We start from the raw sequence: 15,166 nt of genomic DNA, 5'->3' as shown, positions 1-15,166 counted from the left end.
GGTGGTGGGTCACACGGCGGGGTGCGCGGGCTCCTGCTCGAAGCGCGCGTGGAACCGGCGGGTGTGGTCCACCTGGCGTGCGGGGCCGGTCAGGGTGACCGTCGCCGTCAGCCGGGCGTCGCTGCTGGACGCCGCCAGCCGCAGCTCCAGTTCGCCCGGTTCGACCACCCGGCGCCCGTCGCGGCCGGTGAAGGAGGCCAGGTCGGCCGGCACGGTGACGCGCAGCCGGCGGGCCTCGCCCGGGGCGAGCGGTACCCGCGCGTAGCCGACGAGGCGCTGCACCGGCTGGACGACGGAGGCGACCGGGTCGTGCAGGTAGAGCTGGACGACTTCGGTGCCCTCCCGCTCCCCCGTGTTGCGCACGGTCAGGGCGAGGGAGAACGCGCCGCTCGTGTCCGCCTCCGGCCGGTCGACGGTCAGCCCGCCCCACTCGAAGGACGTGTACGACAGGCCGTGTCCGAACGCGAAGGCCGCCGTGGGGTCGATGTTGGACACGTCGCTGGCCTGGGCGAGCCGGGCGCCGAGGTAGCCGGCGGGCTGGCCGCCGGTACCGCGCGGCACACTGACGGGCAGCCGTCCGGAGGGGTTGGTCCGGCCGCTGAGCACGCCGGCGATGGCCGTGGTGCCCTCCACCCCGGGGAAGAAGGACTGCACGATGGCGGCTGCCTCGTCCACGGCGCGGCCGAGGGCGTAGGGCCGGCCGGCCAGCAGGACCGTCACCACGGGTGTGCCGGTGTCGAGCAGCGCGTCGAGCAGGCGCTGCTGGGCGCCGGGCAGGGCCAGGGACTCGGCGTCGCAGCCCTCGCCGCTGGTGCCCCGGCCGAAGAGCCCCGCGCGGTCGCCGAGCGCCGCGACGACGACGTCGGCCCGGCGCGCGGTGTCGACGGCCTCGGCGATGCCGAGGATGTCACCGTCGTCCACGCCGGTGCCGCGTACGACGGTGAACTCCGCGTCGGGGAACTCGCGCCGCAGGGCGTCCTCCAGGGTCGGCAGGTCGATGCCGGGCGGCGTCTCGGGGTGGTGCACGCCGACGTGCTGGGGGAAGGAGTAGCAGCCCAGTACGGCCGTGGGCTCGGTCGTGTTGGGGCCGATCAGGGCGATGCGGCGCGGCCGGCCGAGGGGCAGGGTGCCGTCGTTGCGCAGCAGGACGACCGCTTCCTCGGCGACCGTGCGGGCCAGTTCCCGGTTCTCGGCGGAGTCCAGGTCGACGGTGCCGCGCAGGGCGTCGGGGTCGTCCAGGTCCGCTCCGCCGAGGGCGGCCGGAACCGGGTTCCAGTCGGCGTCGAGCAGGCCGAGCCGGGCCTTCTGGAGGAGCACCCGGCGCAGCGCGCGGTCGATCAGCGCCTCCGGTACCCGGCCGTCGGCGACGGCTTCGGCGAGGGGCGCGCCGAACGTCTTGACGGTGGGCAGTTCCACGTCGACGCCCGCGCGCAGGGCCGTGCCCGCCGCGTCCGCCCAGTCGCCGGCGACGCCGTGCAGGATGCGGAGGAAGGCGATGCCGAAGTAGTCGGCGACGACCGTGCCCTCGAAGCCCCAGGTGTCCCGGAGCAGCCCGGTGAGCAGGTCCTCGTCGGCCGCCGAGGGCATGCCGTCGGTGTCGGTGTAGGCGTGCATGACGGAGTCGGCCGCGCCCTCGCGCACCGCCATCTCGAAGGGGGGCAGCAGGACGTCCGCCCGCTCGCGCGGGCCCATGCCGACGGGCGCGAGGTTGCGCCCGGCGCGGGAGGCGGAGTAGCCGACGAAGTGCTTCAGGGTGGCGACGACACCGGCGGACTGGAGGCCCTGGACGTAGGCGGTGCCGATGCTGCCGACGAGGTAGGGGTCCTCTCCGATGGTCTCCTCGACACGGCCCCAGCGGGCGTCCCGCACCACGTCCAGGACGGGCGCGAGGCCCTGGTGGACGCCGACGGACCGCATGTCGCGGCCGATGGCGGCGGCCATCCGGCGGATGAGGGCGGGGTCGAAGGTGGCGCCCCAGGACAGCGGGACGGGGTAGGCGGTGGCGCCCCAGGTGGCGAACCCGGCCAGGCACTCCTCGTGGGCCAGGGCGGGGATGCCGAAGCGGTTCGCGGCGGCGATCCGGGTCTGGGTACGCAGCAGGGAGAGCGCGCCGAGCGCGGGGTCGACGGGCGCCGTGCCGAAGGGGCGGGTCAGCTGGCCGAGCCCGGCCGGCAGGAGCGCGTCGAGGTCGACGGCCTCCTCCATGTCGTGCTGGTGCGGGGCGACTTCGCCGCCCTCGTCGGACGCGCCGACCCACACGCCGTACAGCTGGGCGATCTTCTCCTCGACGGTCATCGCGTCGATCAGCGCGGACACGCGGGTGCCGATGTCCTGGGTCGGGTCGTTCCAGAGGGGGATCTCGGGGGTGGTCTCTACGGCCACGTTGGTGGTCACTTTCCTCCCATGCCCATCAGGCCCTGGACGAGGGCGCGGCGGGCGAACAGGTAGACGAGCAGGACGGGCACCATGGACAGCGTCACGGCTCCCAGCAGGCCGGGGATGTCGATCCCGTGTTCCGTCTGGAAGTTGTACAGACCCAGGGTGATGACCTTGGTCGAGTCGGACTGGGTCAGGACGAGCGGGAACAGGAAGCCGTTCCAGGCCTGGAGCGCGGAGAACACCACGATCGTGGACAGGCCGCCGCGCGAGAGCGGCACGACGAGCTGGAAGAACATCCGCCGCGGGGTCGCTCCGTCCACCGTCATGGCCTCGAACAGCTCCGGTGAGATGTCGCGCATGGAGCCGCTGAGGATCAGCGCGGACATCGGCAGGCAGAACGCGGCCGTGGGCAGGATGACCCCGAGGAGGTTGTCGTACAGGCCCGCCTCGCTGATCAGGTAGAACATCGGCACGATGACGGCCTGGGCGGGGATGGCGAGGCCCAGCAGGAACAGCCGGAAGATCTGCGAGGTGACCCGGCTGCGGCTGCGTACGATCGCGTAGGCCAGGGGCGGTACGAGCAGCAGCACCACGCCGACGACGCAGACGGTGACGATGATGGTGTTGAGGAAGTACTGCCCGAAGCCCGAGTCGAACGCCCCGGTGTAGTTGTCGAGGGTGAAGTCGCCGGGGAAGGACAGCGGGCCCTTCTTCGCGTAGTCCTGCCGGGTGCGCAGGGTCGCCGCGAGCATCACGTACAGCGGCAGACCCACCAGGACGAGCCAGACGATCGAGCCCGTTCCGGCCAGGTAGTTGGGGCGGCGCCTCATGACACCCCCTCCATGTCACTGCGCATCTTGTCGTAGCCGGAGACGCGGACGACGATCAGCGAGACCACCGTGGCGGCGACGACCAGGCACAGGGCGATGGCCGAGCCGGCGCCGAAGTCGAAGCCCTTGAAGGCCTTCTGGTACATGTAGTAGGCGCTGATCGTGGTGTCGGTGCCCGGTCCGCCCTGGGTCAGGATGAGCACGGTCTCGAACGTGGTGAGCCCGCCGACGATCATCAGGATCATCGAGGTGACGATCGAGTTGCGCAGCTGCGGCAGGGTGATGTGGAAGAACTGGCGGTAGCGTCCCGCGCCGTCGATCTCCGCCGCCTGGTACAGCACCGGCGGGATCGCCCGGGCGGCGCCCTGGTAGATCAGCGTGTGGAACGGCGTGAACTGCCAGGTGCTGACGAAGGCCAGCACCCCGATGGCCGAGGCCTGCTCACCGAACAGGTTGCCGTCCCCGAACAGCCAGGTCATGCGCGCGGGGATGCCGAAGTTGGGGTCGAGCAGCGCCCGCCAGAGCACCGACACCGCGGTGGAGGACAGCAGCAGCGGGATGAAGTAGATCGCCGAGAGGACGGCGCGGTTGCGCTGGTGTCCGGCGGCCCAGACGCCCAGCACGATGCTCAGCGGGGTCTGGATGGCCACGCCCAGGGCGGTGAGCAGCAGAGTGAGCCAGATGCTCTTGATCATGACGGGGTCGTCGAGGATGCGCTCCCAGTTGTCCGTCCCGACGAACTGCGGTGACCCCAGGCCGTTCCAGCTCATGAAGGACAGCACCGCCACCATGATCAGCGGTACGAGGGCGAAGAGGGCGAAGAACAGGGTGGCGGGCAGCGCCCAGCCGAAGCCGGGGCGCGTACCGCGTGCGGTGTAGGAGTCCTCCGGCCGCCGCCGGGCCTTCTTGGCAGGCACGGCGGAGGGCGGAGCGCTCGTGAGCTGTGTGGTCATGAGCGATTCATTCGGTCGGGAGGGCCTGCATGGCCTTGATGAAGCCGTCCGCGTCGAGCTGTCCGTTGAAGAACTGCTGGACGGCCTGGTGGATCGGCGTCATGGCCGACGGCGGGAAGGCCTGGTCCCAGGAGAGCTGGAAGGACTTGGCCTTGGCGACGAGGTCGTACTGGAAGCGGGAGTAGTCGGGGCTGGCCGAGGTGTCCAGGAACTTCTGGGTGTTGGTGGTGGTGGGCAGGTTGCCGATGGCCATCTGGGCCTTGACGAACTCGTCGGAGTACATCAGCTTCAGGAAGTCGGCGACCGCCTCGGGGTGCTTGGTCTTCTTCAGCACCGAGTAGAAGTTGTTGGTGTTGCCGACGACGTCGGTCGGGTCACCCTTGCCGCCGGAGATCGTCGGGAACGTGCTGTAGCCGAGCCCCTTGGCGGCGAAGTCCTTCGCGTCCTGCTGCTGCTGCGCGTAGTACCAGGACCCCATCAGCTCGAAGCCGGCCTTGCCCTGGGCCACCAGCGCGGGCGAGGCGCCGTTGGTGTACTTCACCGAGTCGTAGTTCTTGCCGAAGGCGCCGGTGTCGACCAGTTCCTTGAGCATGCCGAGCGCCTTCTTGCTGTCCGCGCTCGCCCAGGCGTCCTTGTCGCCGCTCAGGGCCTTCTGGAACAGCTCCGGGCCGGCCACACGGTCGTAGACGTACTCGAACCACATCAGCGTCGGCCACTGGTCGCCGCCGCCGAGGGCGATGGGGGTGACGCCCGAGGACTTGAGCTTCTTGACGGCGTCGAGCAGCTGGTCCCAGGTCTGGGGCTGCTGCACACCCGCCTTGCCGAGCACGTTCTTGTTGCTGAACAGCAGCACCGGCTGCGTGCCGCGCATGGGGATGCCGTACGGCTTTCCGTCGACGACCGCGCTGTTGTAGACGCTCGGCAGGAACTTGTCGTCGAGGTTCGGGTCCTTCTTGACGAAGTCGTCCAGCGGCATCAGCAAGCCGGCCTTGACGAACGGCTGGATGCTGCCGCCGCCCCAGTTGAAGAAGATGTCCGGCGCCTGCGGCGTGTTGATGATCGTCTGCAACTTCTGCTGGTAGTCGGCGCCGGGGATGGTGTCGAGGACGGCCTTGACCTTCGACGTCTTGTTGAAGGTATCAACGATCTGCTTCTCAACCTTGTTGCTGGCGTCCCCGTACACCAGCACATGGATCTTGCCGTCGTTCGAGGAACCCCCGCCGCTGCCGTTCCCGCAAGCGGCGAGGCTCGCCGCGAGCGCGAGCGTCGCACCGCAGGCGAGCACCCGGGGCATCCGTGTACGCATGATCATCCGCCTTCCGAAAGTTTCGGCTCTGGACCCGAAAGTCATGCGCTGGACAGTAGGAGCGGAGGGAAGAAATGGTCAACGGTCGTGCACCTACGCGGCCAAACCGTTATCCGGCGGAGTGGCCTATGCTGCGGCCATGCGCGAAGAAGCCCAGGTCGGTCACAGAGTCACCTTGGCAGCCGTGGCACGGGAGGCCGGCGTCTCGCTGCCGACAGTTTCGAAGGTCCTCAACGGTCGTTCGGATGTGTCCCCCGCGACCCGCGCCAAGGTCGAACGGCTGCTGGAGGCCCACGGCTACCGCCGGCGCACCCCGGGACAGCCGCAGGCCCCGCTGATCGAGATCGTCTTCCACGAGCTGGAGAGCGTCTGGGCGATGGAGCTCATCCGCGGGGTGGAGAACGTCGCCAAGCAGAACGACGCGACCGTCGCGCTCACCGAGAGCGGCACCCGGCAGGCTCCCGGGCCCGAGTGGATCGGGGGCGTACTGCGGCGTCGGCCCCTCGGGGTGCTGCTGGTCTTCTCCACCGTGCCGGAGGACGTGAAGCGGCAACTGCGGTCCCGGGCCATTCCGTTCGTCATCGTGGACCCGGCGGGCGATCCCGACCCCGACGTCCCGTCCGTCGGTTCGGCCAACTGGGCCGGCGGAGTGGCCGCCACCCGCCATCTCACCGACCAGGGGCACGAACGCGTCGCCATCATCACCGGCCCCGAGGACCTGATGTGCTCACTGGCCCGGCTGGACGGATACCGCTCCGCGATGGCGATGGCCGGTCATGAACCGGACCCCGGGCTGGTACGGTTCGGCGACTTCCACGTCCAGGGCGGCTTCGAACACGCCATGGACCTGCTGCGGCGGCCCGACCGCCCCACGGCGATCTTCGCCGGGAGCGACCTCCAGGCGCTGGGCGTCCTGGAGGCGGCCCGGGTCCTCGGTCTGAGCGTCCCCGGGGACCTGTCGGTGGTCGGCTACGACGACGTACCGCCGGCCCGCTGGTCGAGCCCCCCGCTGACCACCGTGCAACAGCCCCTCCAGCGCATGGCCGAGGAGGCGGCCCGGATGCTGCTGCGGCCGAAGGACACCAAGAAGGCGGCCCTGCGCATCGAACTGGCCACCCACTTGGTGGTACGCCAGAGCACGGCACCGCCCACGGGGCGCTGAGGGGGCACGGGGAGGTGACGGGGCCGCTGGTTCCACCGACGGCACACCTCAAGAGGCGGGCATCGGCACGGCGGAAGCGGACGACGCGGCCCGCCGCAGTAAGCACCGCCCCAGCGGAACAGACCTGCCGGCTCACCGTGTTGGACACCGCCGCAGCCGAACCGGCCGGCGGCCTGCCACCGGCGGCCATCGAGGAGGTGGTGGCGCCCTCGTCCGCCGGGGCAGGCGGAGGTCGCCCGCGGGCCGGAACCGATGGACGGCCGCTCGTGTCGTTCACCCACGCGTGCGCGGCATGCCCCCACCGGCGCCCGGACGGCCCGGCACGCCGCGGACGTGCGCGGGAGCACGTCGTCCGCCGTATCGGGCCACAGCCGTACGGTCCGGCCGGCCACCAGGGGCCGGCCGGACCGTACGGCACCGACGCACGTGCTACTCGGCACCCCCGGCCCGCGCCCGGCCCGCCAGTTCGGACTGGAGCGCGCGGTACGCCGGCTTCGGGCGGTAGCCCTCGTCGTACAGGTTCGCGGCGCCCTCGCCGGGGAACGTGCCGGGGACCCAGGAGTACGTGTCGGTGAAGCCCCAGACGGTGAACGAGATGCAGTGGCGGGTGCGCAGGCAGGCGTCGAGCAGGAGTCGGTAGCCCTCGGCCTGCGTGGCGAGCTTGTCCGCGTCGGCCGGCAGTGGCATGCGCACGTCCGCCTCCGTGACGGCGGTGGCCAGTCCGAGCTTGTCGAAGCGGGCGAAGTTGGCCGCCATGCCGGTGGGCAGGCCGTACTGGATGCCGAGGTGTCCCTGGAAGCCGACCCCGTCGACGGGAACGCCCTCCGCGCGCAGGCGGCCGACCAGATCGTAGACGGCGTCGCTCTTCGGGCCCGTCCACTCGGTGTTGTAGTCGTTGTAGAACAGCAGGGCGTGCGGGTCGGCCTCGTGGGCCCAGCGGAAGGCGTCGGCGATGTAGCCGGGACCGAGCTCGCGCAGCCAGATGCTGTCGCGCAGGGTGCCGTCCTCGTTGAACGCCTCGTTCACCACGTCCCATTGCCAGACCCGGCCCTTGAAGTGCCGGACCGTGTCGGTGATGTGACGGTGCAGGATCTCGCGCAGCTGGTCGGCGCTGAAGTCACCGGAGGTGAGCCAGGACGGCAACTGGTTGTGCCAGACCAGGACATGGCCGCGCACCTTCTGGCCGTGCTTGCGCGCGAAGTCGACCAGGCGGTCGGCGGGCGCGTAGTCGTACTCCCCCTGGCGGGGCTCGATCGCCTCCCACTTCATCACGTTCTCCGGGGTGACGGTGGAGAACTCGGAGCCCGCGAGCCGGCGGTAGGCGGCGTCGTCGGCGAGCGCGGACATGTCGACGGCGGTGCCGACCCGCAGGTGGTCGTCGGCGGCGAGCTGCCGCAGCGGACGGTCCGGTACGGCGGTGCCGCCGGAGGCGCTCGCGGGGCTCGCGGCGACGAGGGGAAGCAGGGTCAGGCAGCAGGCCGAGGCGACGGCCGCGAGGGAGCGGGGCAGGTTCACGGGCACTCCTGTGAGTATCGAAAGTTTCGCATTACCTGACGAGCGTTGCGTCACGCTAAACAGGCGCCAATTCCGCGTCAACCATCGTGTCGACAGTCATTTCAGCCACTCCTTCGAGCGGCTTCGAAACTTGCGGCTCTACACGCCGAAGTTCCCCGTCAAGTTTCGATGAAGTTTCGGAAACAGACGCATTGACCGCCCTTTCGAACCCGCCCCATACTCTCCAGCAATCGAGCCCTCCCTCCCATAGGGACGGCCCGGCCACGGCGTATGGCGCGAACATGACAATCCACCTCATCCAGGAGGCACCATGGACATGGAGCACGCCCTCACCCGCCCGATGAGCCGCAGGGGCTTCATCAACCGTGCCGGCGCGGTCGCGCTGGCCACGACCGCGTCCGGGCTGCTGCTGCCCGACACCGCTCAGGCCGCCACGGTCATCACCACCAACCAGACCGGCACCAACAACGGGTTCTACTACTCCTTCTGGACCGACGGCGGCGGTTCGGTCTCGATGACCCTGAACTCCGGCGGCAACTACAGCACCTCGTGGACGAACTGCGGCAACTTCGTCGCCGGCAAGGGCTGGAGCAACGGCGGACGCAGGAACGTGCAGTACTCGGGCAGCTTCTACCCGTCCGGCAACGGCTACCTGGCGCTGTACGGATGGACCTCGAACCCGCTCGTCGAGTACTACATCGTCGACAACTGGGGCAACTACCGGCCCACCGGAACGTACAAGGGCACGGTCACCAGCGACGGCGGCACGTACGACGTCTACCAGACGACGCGGTACAACGCCCCCTCCGTGGAAGGCACCAGGACCTTCAACCAGTACTGGAGCGTCCGGCAGTCCAAGAGGACCGGCGGCACCATCACCACCGGCAACCACTTCGACGCCTGGGCCCGCTACGGCATGCAACTGGGCAGCTTCAGCTACTACATGATCCTCGCCACCGAGGGCTACCAGAGCAGCGGCTCCTCCAACCTCACGGTGAGCGGCTGACCCTCCCCGTCCCGTCCCATCCCCCACGGCGGTCACGCCGCCCACCCGAGGAGGACGCACCCGCATGCGTGCCGCACCCCGCCCCCTGCTGACCGGACTGGCCCTCGCGGCGACCGCCGTGGCCGGCACGGTCACCACCGTCACCGACGCCGCCCCGGCGCACGCCGCCACCTGTTCCGGGTACGTCGGGCTCACCTTCGACGACGGCCCGTCCAACGACCACACCCCGGCCCTGCTCAACGCCCTGCGGCAGAACGGGCTGCGGGCCACGATGTTCAACGAGGGCCAGTTCGCCGCCGCCTACCCGGCCCAGGTCCGGGCCGAGGCCAACGCCGGGATGTGGATCGGCAACCACAGCTACACCCATCCCCACCTCACCCAGCAGAGCCAGGCGCAGATCGACTCCGAGATCTCCCGCACCCAGCAGGCCATCGCCGCGGCCGGCGGCGGGACGCCGCAACTGTTCCGCCCGCCGTACGGCGAGACCAACGCCACCGTCCAGGCGGTGGAGGCCAAGTACGGCCTGAGGCAGATCATCTGGGACGTCGACTCGCAGGACTGGAACGGCGCGAGCACCGACGCGATCGTGCAGGCGGTGTCCCGGCTGACCAACGGCCAGATCATCCTCATGCACGAGTGGCCGGCCAACACCCTGGCGGCCATCCCGCGCATCGCACAGACGCTGGCGGGCAAGGGCCTGTGCGCCGGCCGCATCTCCCCGCAGACGGGCCGCGCCGTGGCCCCCTGACCCCGGCCGCGAAGTGGTGAGGGGCGGCTCCGGACACCACCGGAGCCGCCCCTGACCCATGTCGGCACGGCAGGTCGTCCACGCGGGCACGCCCCCGCGTCCGGAGAGAACCCGCACGTCGCAGGCCCGCGGCGGGACGACATGCGCGTTACGCCGTTCGGGCGCATGCTGGGAGCGGCCCAACCAGGTGCCACAGACCGACCTCCGGGAGGTGCTGTGATCCTGATTGCCCTGCTCGTGCCCGTCCTGATGATCGCGTTCCTCTTCATCACACCGGCGCTCGAAGAACTCCTGTTCCCCCTTCCCGAGACCGACGACGCCGCCGTCCCCCCAGCCCACGGAATCGCGCCCCGCCTCGTGCACCCGAGGCAGGAGGAAGAGCAGTGAACCGGTCCGCCGGCCCGGCTCGGCGGCCGGGCCGGCGGCGTACCCCTGGTCGGCGCCGTACTCCTCGGCGCCGACGCGTCCATGGCGTGGGTCAGGGCGTGAGGAGGGCCTTGACGGCGCGGCGCTCGTCCATGGCCCGGTAGCCCTCCTCGACCTGCTCCAGGGGCAGGGTGAGGTCGAAGACCTTGCCCGGGTCGATCCGGCCCGACAGGACGCGGTCGATCAGGTCGGGCAGGTAGCGGCGTACGGGGGCGGGGCCGCCGCGCAGGCCGACGTGGGTGAAGAACAGCTCCTCCCCGTCGATCGCCACCTCGTGCGGGAGGCCGACGAAGCCGACGTTGCCGCCGGGCCGGGCCGAGTGCAGGGCCTGCCGCATGGCCTGGCCGGTGCCGACGCACTCCAGGACCGAGTCCACGCCGATCCCGTCGGTCATCTCCTTGATCCGGGCGACGCCGTCCTCGCCGCGCTCGGTGACGATGTCGGTGGCGCCGAACTCCCGGGCCAGTTCCTGGCGGGACTCGTGCCGGCTCATGGCGATGATCCGCTCGGCGCCCATCTCCCTCGCGGCGATCACCCCGCACAGCCCGACCGCGCCGTCACCGACCACCACGGCCGTGGAGCCGGGCCTGACCTCGGCGGCCTCGGCGGCGTACCAGCCGGTGCCCATCACGTCGGAGACGGCCAGCAGGCCGGGCCAGAACTCCTCGCCCGGCACCTCCTCGGTGGCGACCAGGGTGCCCTGGGCGTTGGGGATGCGCACGTACTCGGCCTGGCAGGTGGTCATGAACTCGCGGTTCACGCAGTTGGACTGCCATCCGTTGCGGCAGTTGGCGCAGGTGTTGTCCGAGGTCGCGAACGAGCCGACGGCGAACTGGCCGGGCTCGACCGAGGTGACCTCGCCGCCGACCGCCTCGACGAAGCCGACGTACTCGTGCCCCATGGGGTGGGCCTCGCCGGTCGCGTCCAGGCCGCGCCAGGGCCAGAGGTCGGTGCCGCACACACAGGTGACGGCCGTACGGATGATCGCGTCCGTCGGCTCCAGGATCTCCGGGTCGTCCAGGGTCTCGAAGCGCACGTCTCCGGGGGCGTGGATCACTGCTCCGTGCATGGGGGGAAGTCCTTACGTTTCGCGGGGGGAGGGGCTCGGGGCGGCTCGCGGGCCGCCGTGGCCGGGTGCGGCACGGATCGGGGACGCCTCCAGGCGTCGTCGTCCTTCACGCGCTGCCCGGCCGGGTACCCCTGCACGCGGTCGATGCCACGCGGGGTTCGACGCCCCCGGCCCCCCAGAGCGCCGGCCAGGCTCCCCGACCGGTCTCCACACACAGGTCAGGGCCGGTCTCGGATGCTTCCGAAACCGGCCCTGACCTGTGACTCCCACAAAGTCGGGACGACAGGATTTGAACCTGCGACCCCTTGACCCCCAGTCAAGTGCGCTACCAAGCTGCGCCACGTCCCGTCGCACTCACGCGCGGTGCCCCGCGTGATCGTGCGGACAGCACTTTACCCCACGCCCGGGGGTGCGCCGAAGGAGGCCCGGCGGTGCGAGGGACAATCGGCGGTATGACGAACGCGGGCGCATCGGATGCCAGGGACCGGGACGTGGCCGGGCGGGCGCGGAACGCGCGGCCCCGGGACGGGCTGGGACGCCCGCTGCCGTACGGCACCGAGGGCGTCCCGCGGCAGCCGGAGGGGGTCCTGCGGACGCCGGAGGACACGGTCGCCGAGGCGCGGGCGCTGCTGGCCTCGGGGCGGCCGTTCCACGCGCACGAGGTGTTCGAGGACGCCTGGAAGTCGGGTCCGCGGGAGGAGCGCGCGCTGTGGCGGGGGCTGGCCCAGCTGGCGGTGGGCCTCACCCACGCGGCCCGCGGGAACGCCGTCGGCGGGGCGCGGCTGTTGCGGCGGGGCGCCGGCGCGGTCGAGGAGTGGGCGGCCGAACGCGGCGAGGACCGCCCGTACGGACTGGACCTGCCGGGCCTCGCCCGCTGGGCCCGGGAGCTGGCGGGACGGGTGGAGGACGGCTCGGCACCGGTCGACGCCGAGACCGAGGCACCGCGCCTGGGGCCGTGACCGCCGACGCCCCGGAGCCGCACCCCCTCCGACGGGCCCGGCGGGCCCACTGCCTCCCGCAGCGCCGAGCAGGCCGTCGTCGCAGGCTGTGCGGAGGCGGTGGACGGATGGTCGGCGGGATGCGGCAGACTCGGGGCGTGCGAAAGATTCATGTCATCGGTATCGGCGCGGGCGACCCCGACCAGCTGACGCTCCAGGCGGTCAAGGCGCTGCGGAGCACGGACGTGTTCTTCCTGCTCGACAAGGGCGAGGTGAAGAGCGATCTCACCCAGCTCCGCCGGGACATGCTGGACGCGCACCTGCCCGAGGGGGCGTACCGGGTGGTGGAGGCCAGTGACCCGGAGCGGGACCGGACCGCGGGCGGGTCGGCCTACTCCCCGGCCGTCGGGGACTGGCGCAGTGCCCGCGCCGGGATCTACGAGCGGCTGATCGCCGAGGAGCTGGACGAGGACGGCACGGGCGCCTTCCTGGTCTGGGGGGACCCGGCGCTGTACGACAGCACGCTGGGCATCCTGGAGGAGGTGCTGGAGCGGGGCGCGGTGGCGTTCACGTACGACGTGGTGCCCGGCGTCAGCAGTGTCTCCGCGCTGGTCGCCCGGCATCGCACGGGACTGAACCGGGTCGCCCGGCCGGTGCAGATCACCACCGGGCGGCGGCTGGCCGAGGGGTTCCCGGAGGGCGTCGACGACGTGGTCGTGATGCTCGACGCGCACCAGGTCTTCCGGCGGTACGCCGAGGAGGACATGGACATCTACTGGGGTGCCTACATAGGCACGCCGGACGAGATCCTCGTCTCCGGGCCGATCGCCGAGGCCGCTCCACGCATCGAGCGGCTGCGGGCCGAGGCACGGGAGCGCAAGGGCTGGATCATGGACACGTACCTGTTGCGCCGGCGCCCGTCGCGGGACGGGCGGGACTGACACACCGGCCGGAGGCGGGCGCGGGCCGGCCGGGCGGTGGGACGGAGCAGCACGCTGGCGTCAGCTGCGGGCCGGGGTGGGACGCCGTGATACCCGGTGCGTGTCCGCCACGCCCCTTCGCTTCCGCGATCCGCGCGGCACCGAGGCCGACTTCCTCGACTCGGTGCCGGTGCGCCCCTTGGTGCGACACCGGCCGGAAGACGTCCTCGTCGCCCGTCTCCCCTCTGGATGAAGAGCGCCGGGAACCGGGACGAGGTGCTGCGCGTGCTCGACCGGCTCCGGGCCGTCTTCGTCAGGCCGGGCCGAAGCCCAGCCGTTCCAGGGCGCCCGCCACGTCCGGTACGGCGGTCACGCCGGCCGGCAGGGCGGGGCGGCGTACGACGACCACGGGCAGGCCCAGCTCGCGTGCCGCCGTCAGCTTCGCGGCCGTCGCCTCGCCGCCGCTGTCCTTGGTGACCAGGACGTCGATCCGGTGGGCGCGCAGGAGCTCCGTCTCCCCGGTGACCGTGAAGGGGCCCCGGGCCAGGACGACGGCGGTGTCCGGGGGCAGCGGGGGCTCGGGCGGGTCGACGGAGCGGACGAGGAAGCGCAGGTCCGTGAGGTGGGCGAAGGCCGCGAGCCCGAGGCGGCCGGTGGTGAGGAACACCCGGCGGCCGAGGCCGGGCAGGGCCGCTGCGGCTGCGGCCAGGGACGGGACGTCGTACCAGCGGTCGCCGGACCCCGGCCGCCAGCCGGGACGGCGCAGGACGACGGCGGGGACGCCCGTGGCCCGCGCCGCACGGGCCGCGTGGTCCGTGATCGACTCGGCGAAGGGGTGGGTGGCGTCCACGAGGGCGTCCACCCGGTGCGCGCGCAGCCAGTCGGCGAGGCCCTCCGGGCCGCCGAAGCCACCGGTCCGTACCTCTCCGGGCAGCGCCCCGGGCCGGGCGACCCGGCCGGCGAGCGAGGTGGTGACCCGTACCCCGGGCCGGGCCGCGAGGTCGGCGGCGAGGCGGCGGGCCTCGGTGGTGCCGCCGAGGACCAGGACGTGGGCGGGCATAGGGGTGAGGGTACGAGGTCGTACGGGCCGGTGCGCCGGCCGGGTCGCTACCGTCGGGCCATGGAGTCCTTGGCGTCCGTGCGTGCCGTCCTGATCGACATCGACGGGGTCCTCACCGTGTCCTGGAAGCCGCTGCCCGGTGCGGTGGAGGCGCTGCGCGGCATCCGCGCGGCCGGGTTCGGCGTGGCGCTGGTGACGAACACGACCTCCCGGACCCGGGCGTCGATCGCCGGGACGCTGTCGGAGGCCGGTTTCGAGGTGGGCGCGCAGGACGTGCTGACCGCGCCCGCCGTCACCGCCGCCCATCTCGCCGAGCACCATCCGGGCGCCCGGTGCCTGCTGCTCAACAGCGGGGACATCGCGGCGGACCTGGGTGACGTCACGCTGGTCGAGGAGGGCGCCGACGTGGTCGTGGTCGGCGGCGCCGGGCCGGGGTTCGACTACGCGGCGCTCAACCGGGCGTTCGGCGAGTTGCAGCGGGGCGCGCGGCTGGTCGCCATGCACCGCAACCTGTACTGGCGCACCGACGCCGGGCTGCAACTGGACTCGGGCGCGTTCCTGCTGGGGCTGGAGCGGGCGGCGCGCGTGGAGGCCGAGGTCACGGGCAAGCCGTCCCCGGCGTTCTTCGGGGCGGCGCTCGCCCGGCTGGGAGTGGACGCCGAGCGGGCGCTGATGGTCGGCGACGACATCGAGTCGGACGTGCTCGCGGCGCAGCGGGCCGGGCTGACCGGGGTGCTGGTGAGGACGGGCAAGTACCGGCCGGAGACGCACGAGGAGGCGAGCGGCACCCCCGACCATGTCCTGGACTCCTTCGCGGACGTCCCGGCGCTGCTGGGGCCGGCGCGGTAGCCGTT

General features: G+C 71.9%; 13 protein-coding genes, 1 tRNA gene and 1 pseudogene. 7 read left to right on the top strand and 8 right to left on the bottom strand.

The genetic code is table 11. From position 1 onward, the window contains the following. Positions 1-9: 9 nt before the first annotated feature. The 4 genes from IE273_RS34825 to IE273_RS34810 are packed head-to-tail and all read right to left on the bottom strand — an operon-like array spanning position 10 to position 5,474. Positions 10-2,394: a beta-xylosidase/alpha-l-arabinosidase gene (locus tag IE273_RS34825; protein ID WP_189819122.1), complete on the bottom strand. Its 2,385-nt coding sequence runs from the start codon at positions 2,392-2,394 to the stop codon at positions 10-12. Beyond that, on the bottom strand, positions 2,391-3,209 hold the full coding sequence (locus IE273_RS34820; protein WP_189819121.1) for a carbohydrate ABC transporter permease: 819 nt from the start codon (positions 3,207-3,209) through the stop codon (positions 2,391-2,393). The genes IE273_RS34825 and IE273_RS34820 overlap by 4 nt, the downstream gene beginning before the upstream one ends. Beyond that, positions 3,206-4,162 (bottom strand): carbohydrate ABC transporter permease, encoded by a 957-nt coding sequence (locus IE273_RS34815; RefSeq protein WP_189819120.1) that lies wholly within the window; start codon positions 4,160-4,162, stop codon positions 3,206-3,208. The genes IE273_RS34820 and IE273_RS34815 overlap by 4 nt, the downstream gene beginning before the upstream one ends. Positions 4,163-4,169: 7 nt before the next feature. Beyond that, a complete protein-coding gene (locus tag IE273_RS34810) occupies positions 4,170-5,474 on the bottom strand; it encodes an ABC transporter substrate-binding protein (RefSeq protein WP_189819119.1) in 1,305 nt (434 codons plus the stop codon). 133 nt (positions 5,475-5,607) lie between these two features. Between IE273_RS34810 and IE273_RS34805 the strand changes: the two genes are divergently transcribed. Further along, positions 5,608-6,630, top strand: coding sequence for a LacI family DNA-binding transcriptional regulator (locus IE273_RS34805; RefSeq protein WP_189819118.1), 1,023 nt, complete (start codon positions 5,608-5,610; stop codon positions 6,628-6,630). A gap of 429 nt (positions 6,631-7,059) precedes the next feature. On the opposite strand, the gene IE273_RS34800 is transcribed toward IE273_RS34805, so the two are convergent. Then, positions 7,060-8,145 (bottom strand): endo-1,4-beta-xylanase, encoded by a 1,086-nt coding sequence (locus IE273_RS34800; RefSeq protein WP_189819117.1) that lies wholly within the window; start codon positions 8,143-8,145, stop codon positions 7,060-7,062. Between the two features lie 310 nt (positions 8,146-8,455). Between IE273_RS34800 and xynA the strand changes: the two genes are divergently transcribed. From xynA to IE273_RS34785, 3 genes and pseudogenes are all read left to right on the top strand, one after another. After that, positions 8,456-9,151: an endo-1,4-beta-xylanase XynA gene (xynA, locus tag IE273_RS34795; protein ID WP_189819116.1), complete on the top strand. Its 696-nt coding sequence runs from the start codon at positions 8,456-8,458 to the stop codon at positions 9,149-9,151. Between the two features lie 64 nt (positions 9,152-9,215). After that, a pseudogene (locus IE273_RS34790) lies at positions 9,216-9,896 on the top strand (polysaccharide deacetylase family protein); the annotation flags it as partial. Positions 9,897-10,115: 219 nt separating this feature from the next. After that, entirely contained in the window at positions 10,116-10,286 is a 171-nt protein-coding gene (locus IE273_RS34785) for a hypothetical protein (protein WP_189819114.1), read from the top strand. Between the two features lie 91 nt (positions 10,287-10,377). On the opposite strand, the gene IE273_RS34780 is transcribed toward IE273_RS34785, so the two are convergent. Next, on the bottom strand, positions 10,378-11,394 hold the full coding sequence (locus IE273_RS34780; protein WP_189819113.1) for a zinc-dependent alcohol dehydrogenase family protein: 1,017 nt from the start codon (positions 11,392-11,394) through the stop codon (positions 10,378-10,380). Positions 11,395-11,668: 274 nt separating this feature from the next. Further along, a tRNA-Pro gene (locus IE273_RS34775) sits at positions 11,669-11,742 on the bottom strand. 104 nt (positions 11,743-11,846) lie between these two features. On the opposite strand from IE273_RS34775, the gene IE273_RS34770 reads away from it, so the two are divergent. Beyond that, a complete protein-coding gene (locus IE273_RS34770; RefSeq protein WP_189819112.1) occupies positions 11,847-12,353 on the top strand; it encodes a DUF309 domain-containing protein in 507 nt (168 codons plus the stop codon). 107 nt (positions 12,354-12,460) lie between these two features. Then, positions 12,461-13,273, top strand: coding sequence for a precorrin-6A synthase (deacetylating) (gene cobF, locus IE273_RS34765; protein WP_189819111.1), 813 nt, complete (start codon positions 12,461-12,463; stop codon positions 13,271-13,273). A 292-nt stretch (positions 13,274-13,565) separates the two neighbouring features. Here cobF and IE273_RS34760 read toward each other — a convergent pair whose 3' ends face one another. Beyond that, entirely contained in the window at positions 13,566-14,312 is a 747-nt protein-coding gene (locus tag IE273_RS34760) for a cobalt-precorrin-6A reductase (protein WP_189819110.1), read from the bottom strand. 60 nt (positions 14,313-14,372) lie between these two features. Between IE273_RS34760 and IE273_RS34755 the strand changes: the two genes are divergently transcribed. Continuing rightward, complete coding sequence (locus tag IE273_RS34755; protein WP_373309438.1) at positions 14,373-15,161, top strand: HAD-IIA family hydrolase; 789 nt, start codon at positions 14,373-14,375, stop codon at positions 15,159-15,161. Positions 15,162-15,166: the final 5 nt, after the last annotated feature.

The organism is Streptomyces olivaceoviridis, from assembly GCF_014650115.1.
Classification (GTDB): Bacteria; Actinomycetota; Actinomycetes; order Streptomycetales; family Streptomycetaceae; genus Streptomyces; species Streptomyces olivaceoviridis.
The sequence above is the reverse complement of the archived record's forward strand: the minus strand, read 5'-3'. Positions and strand labels throughout refer to the sequence as shown.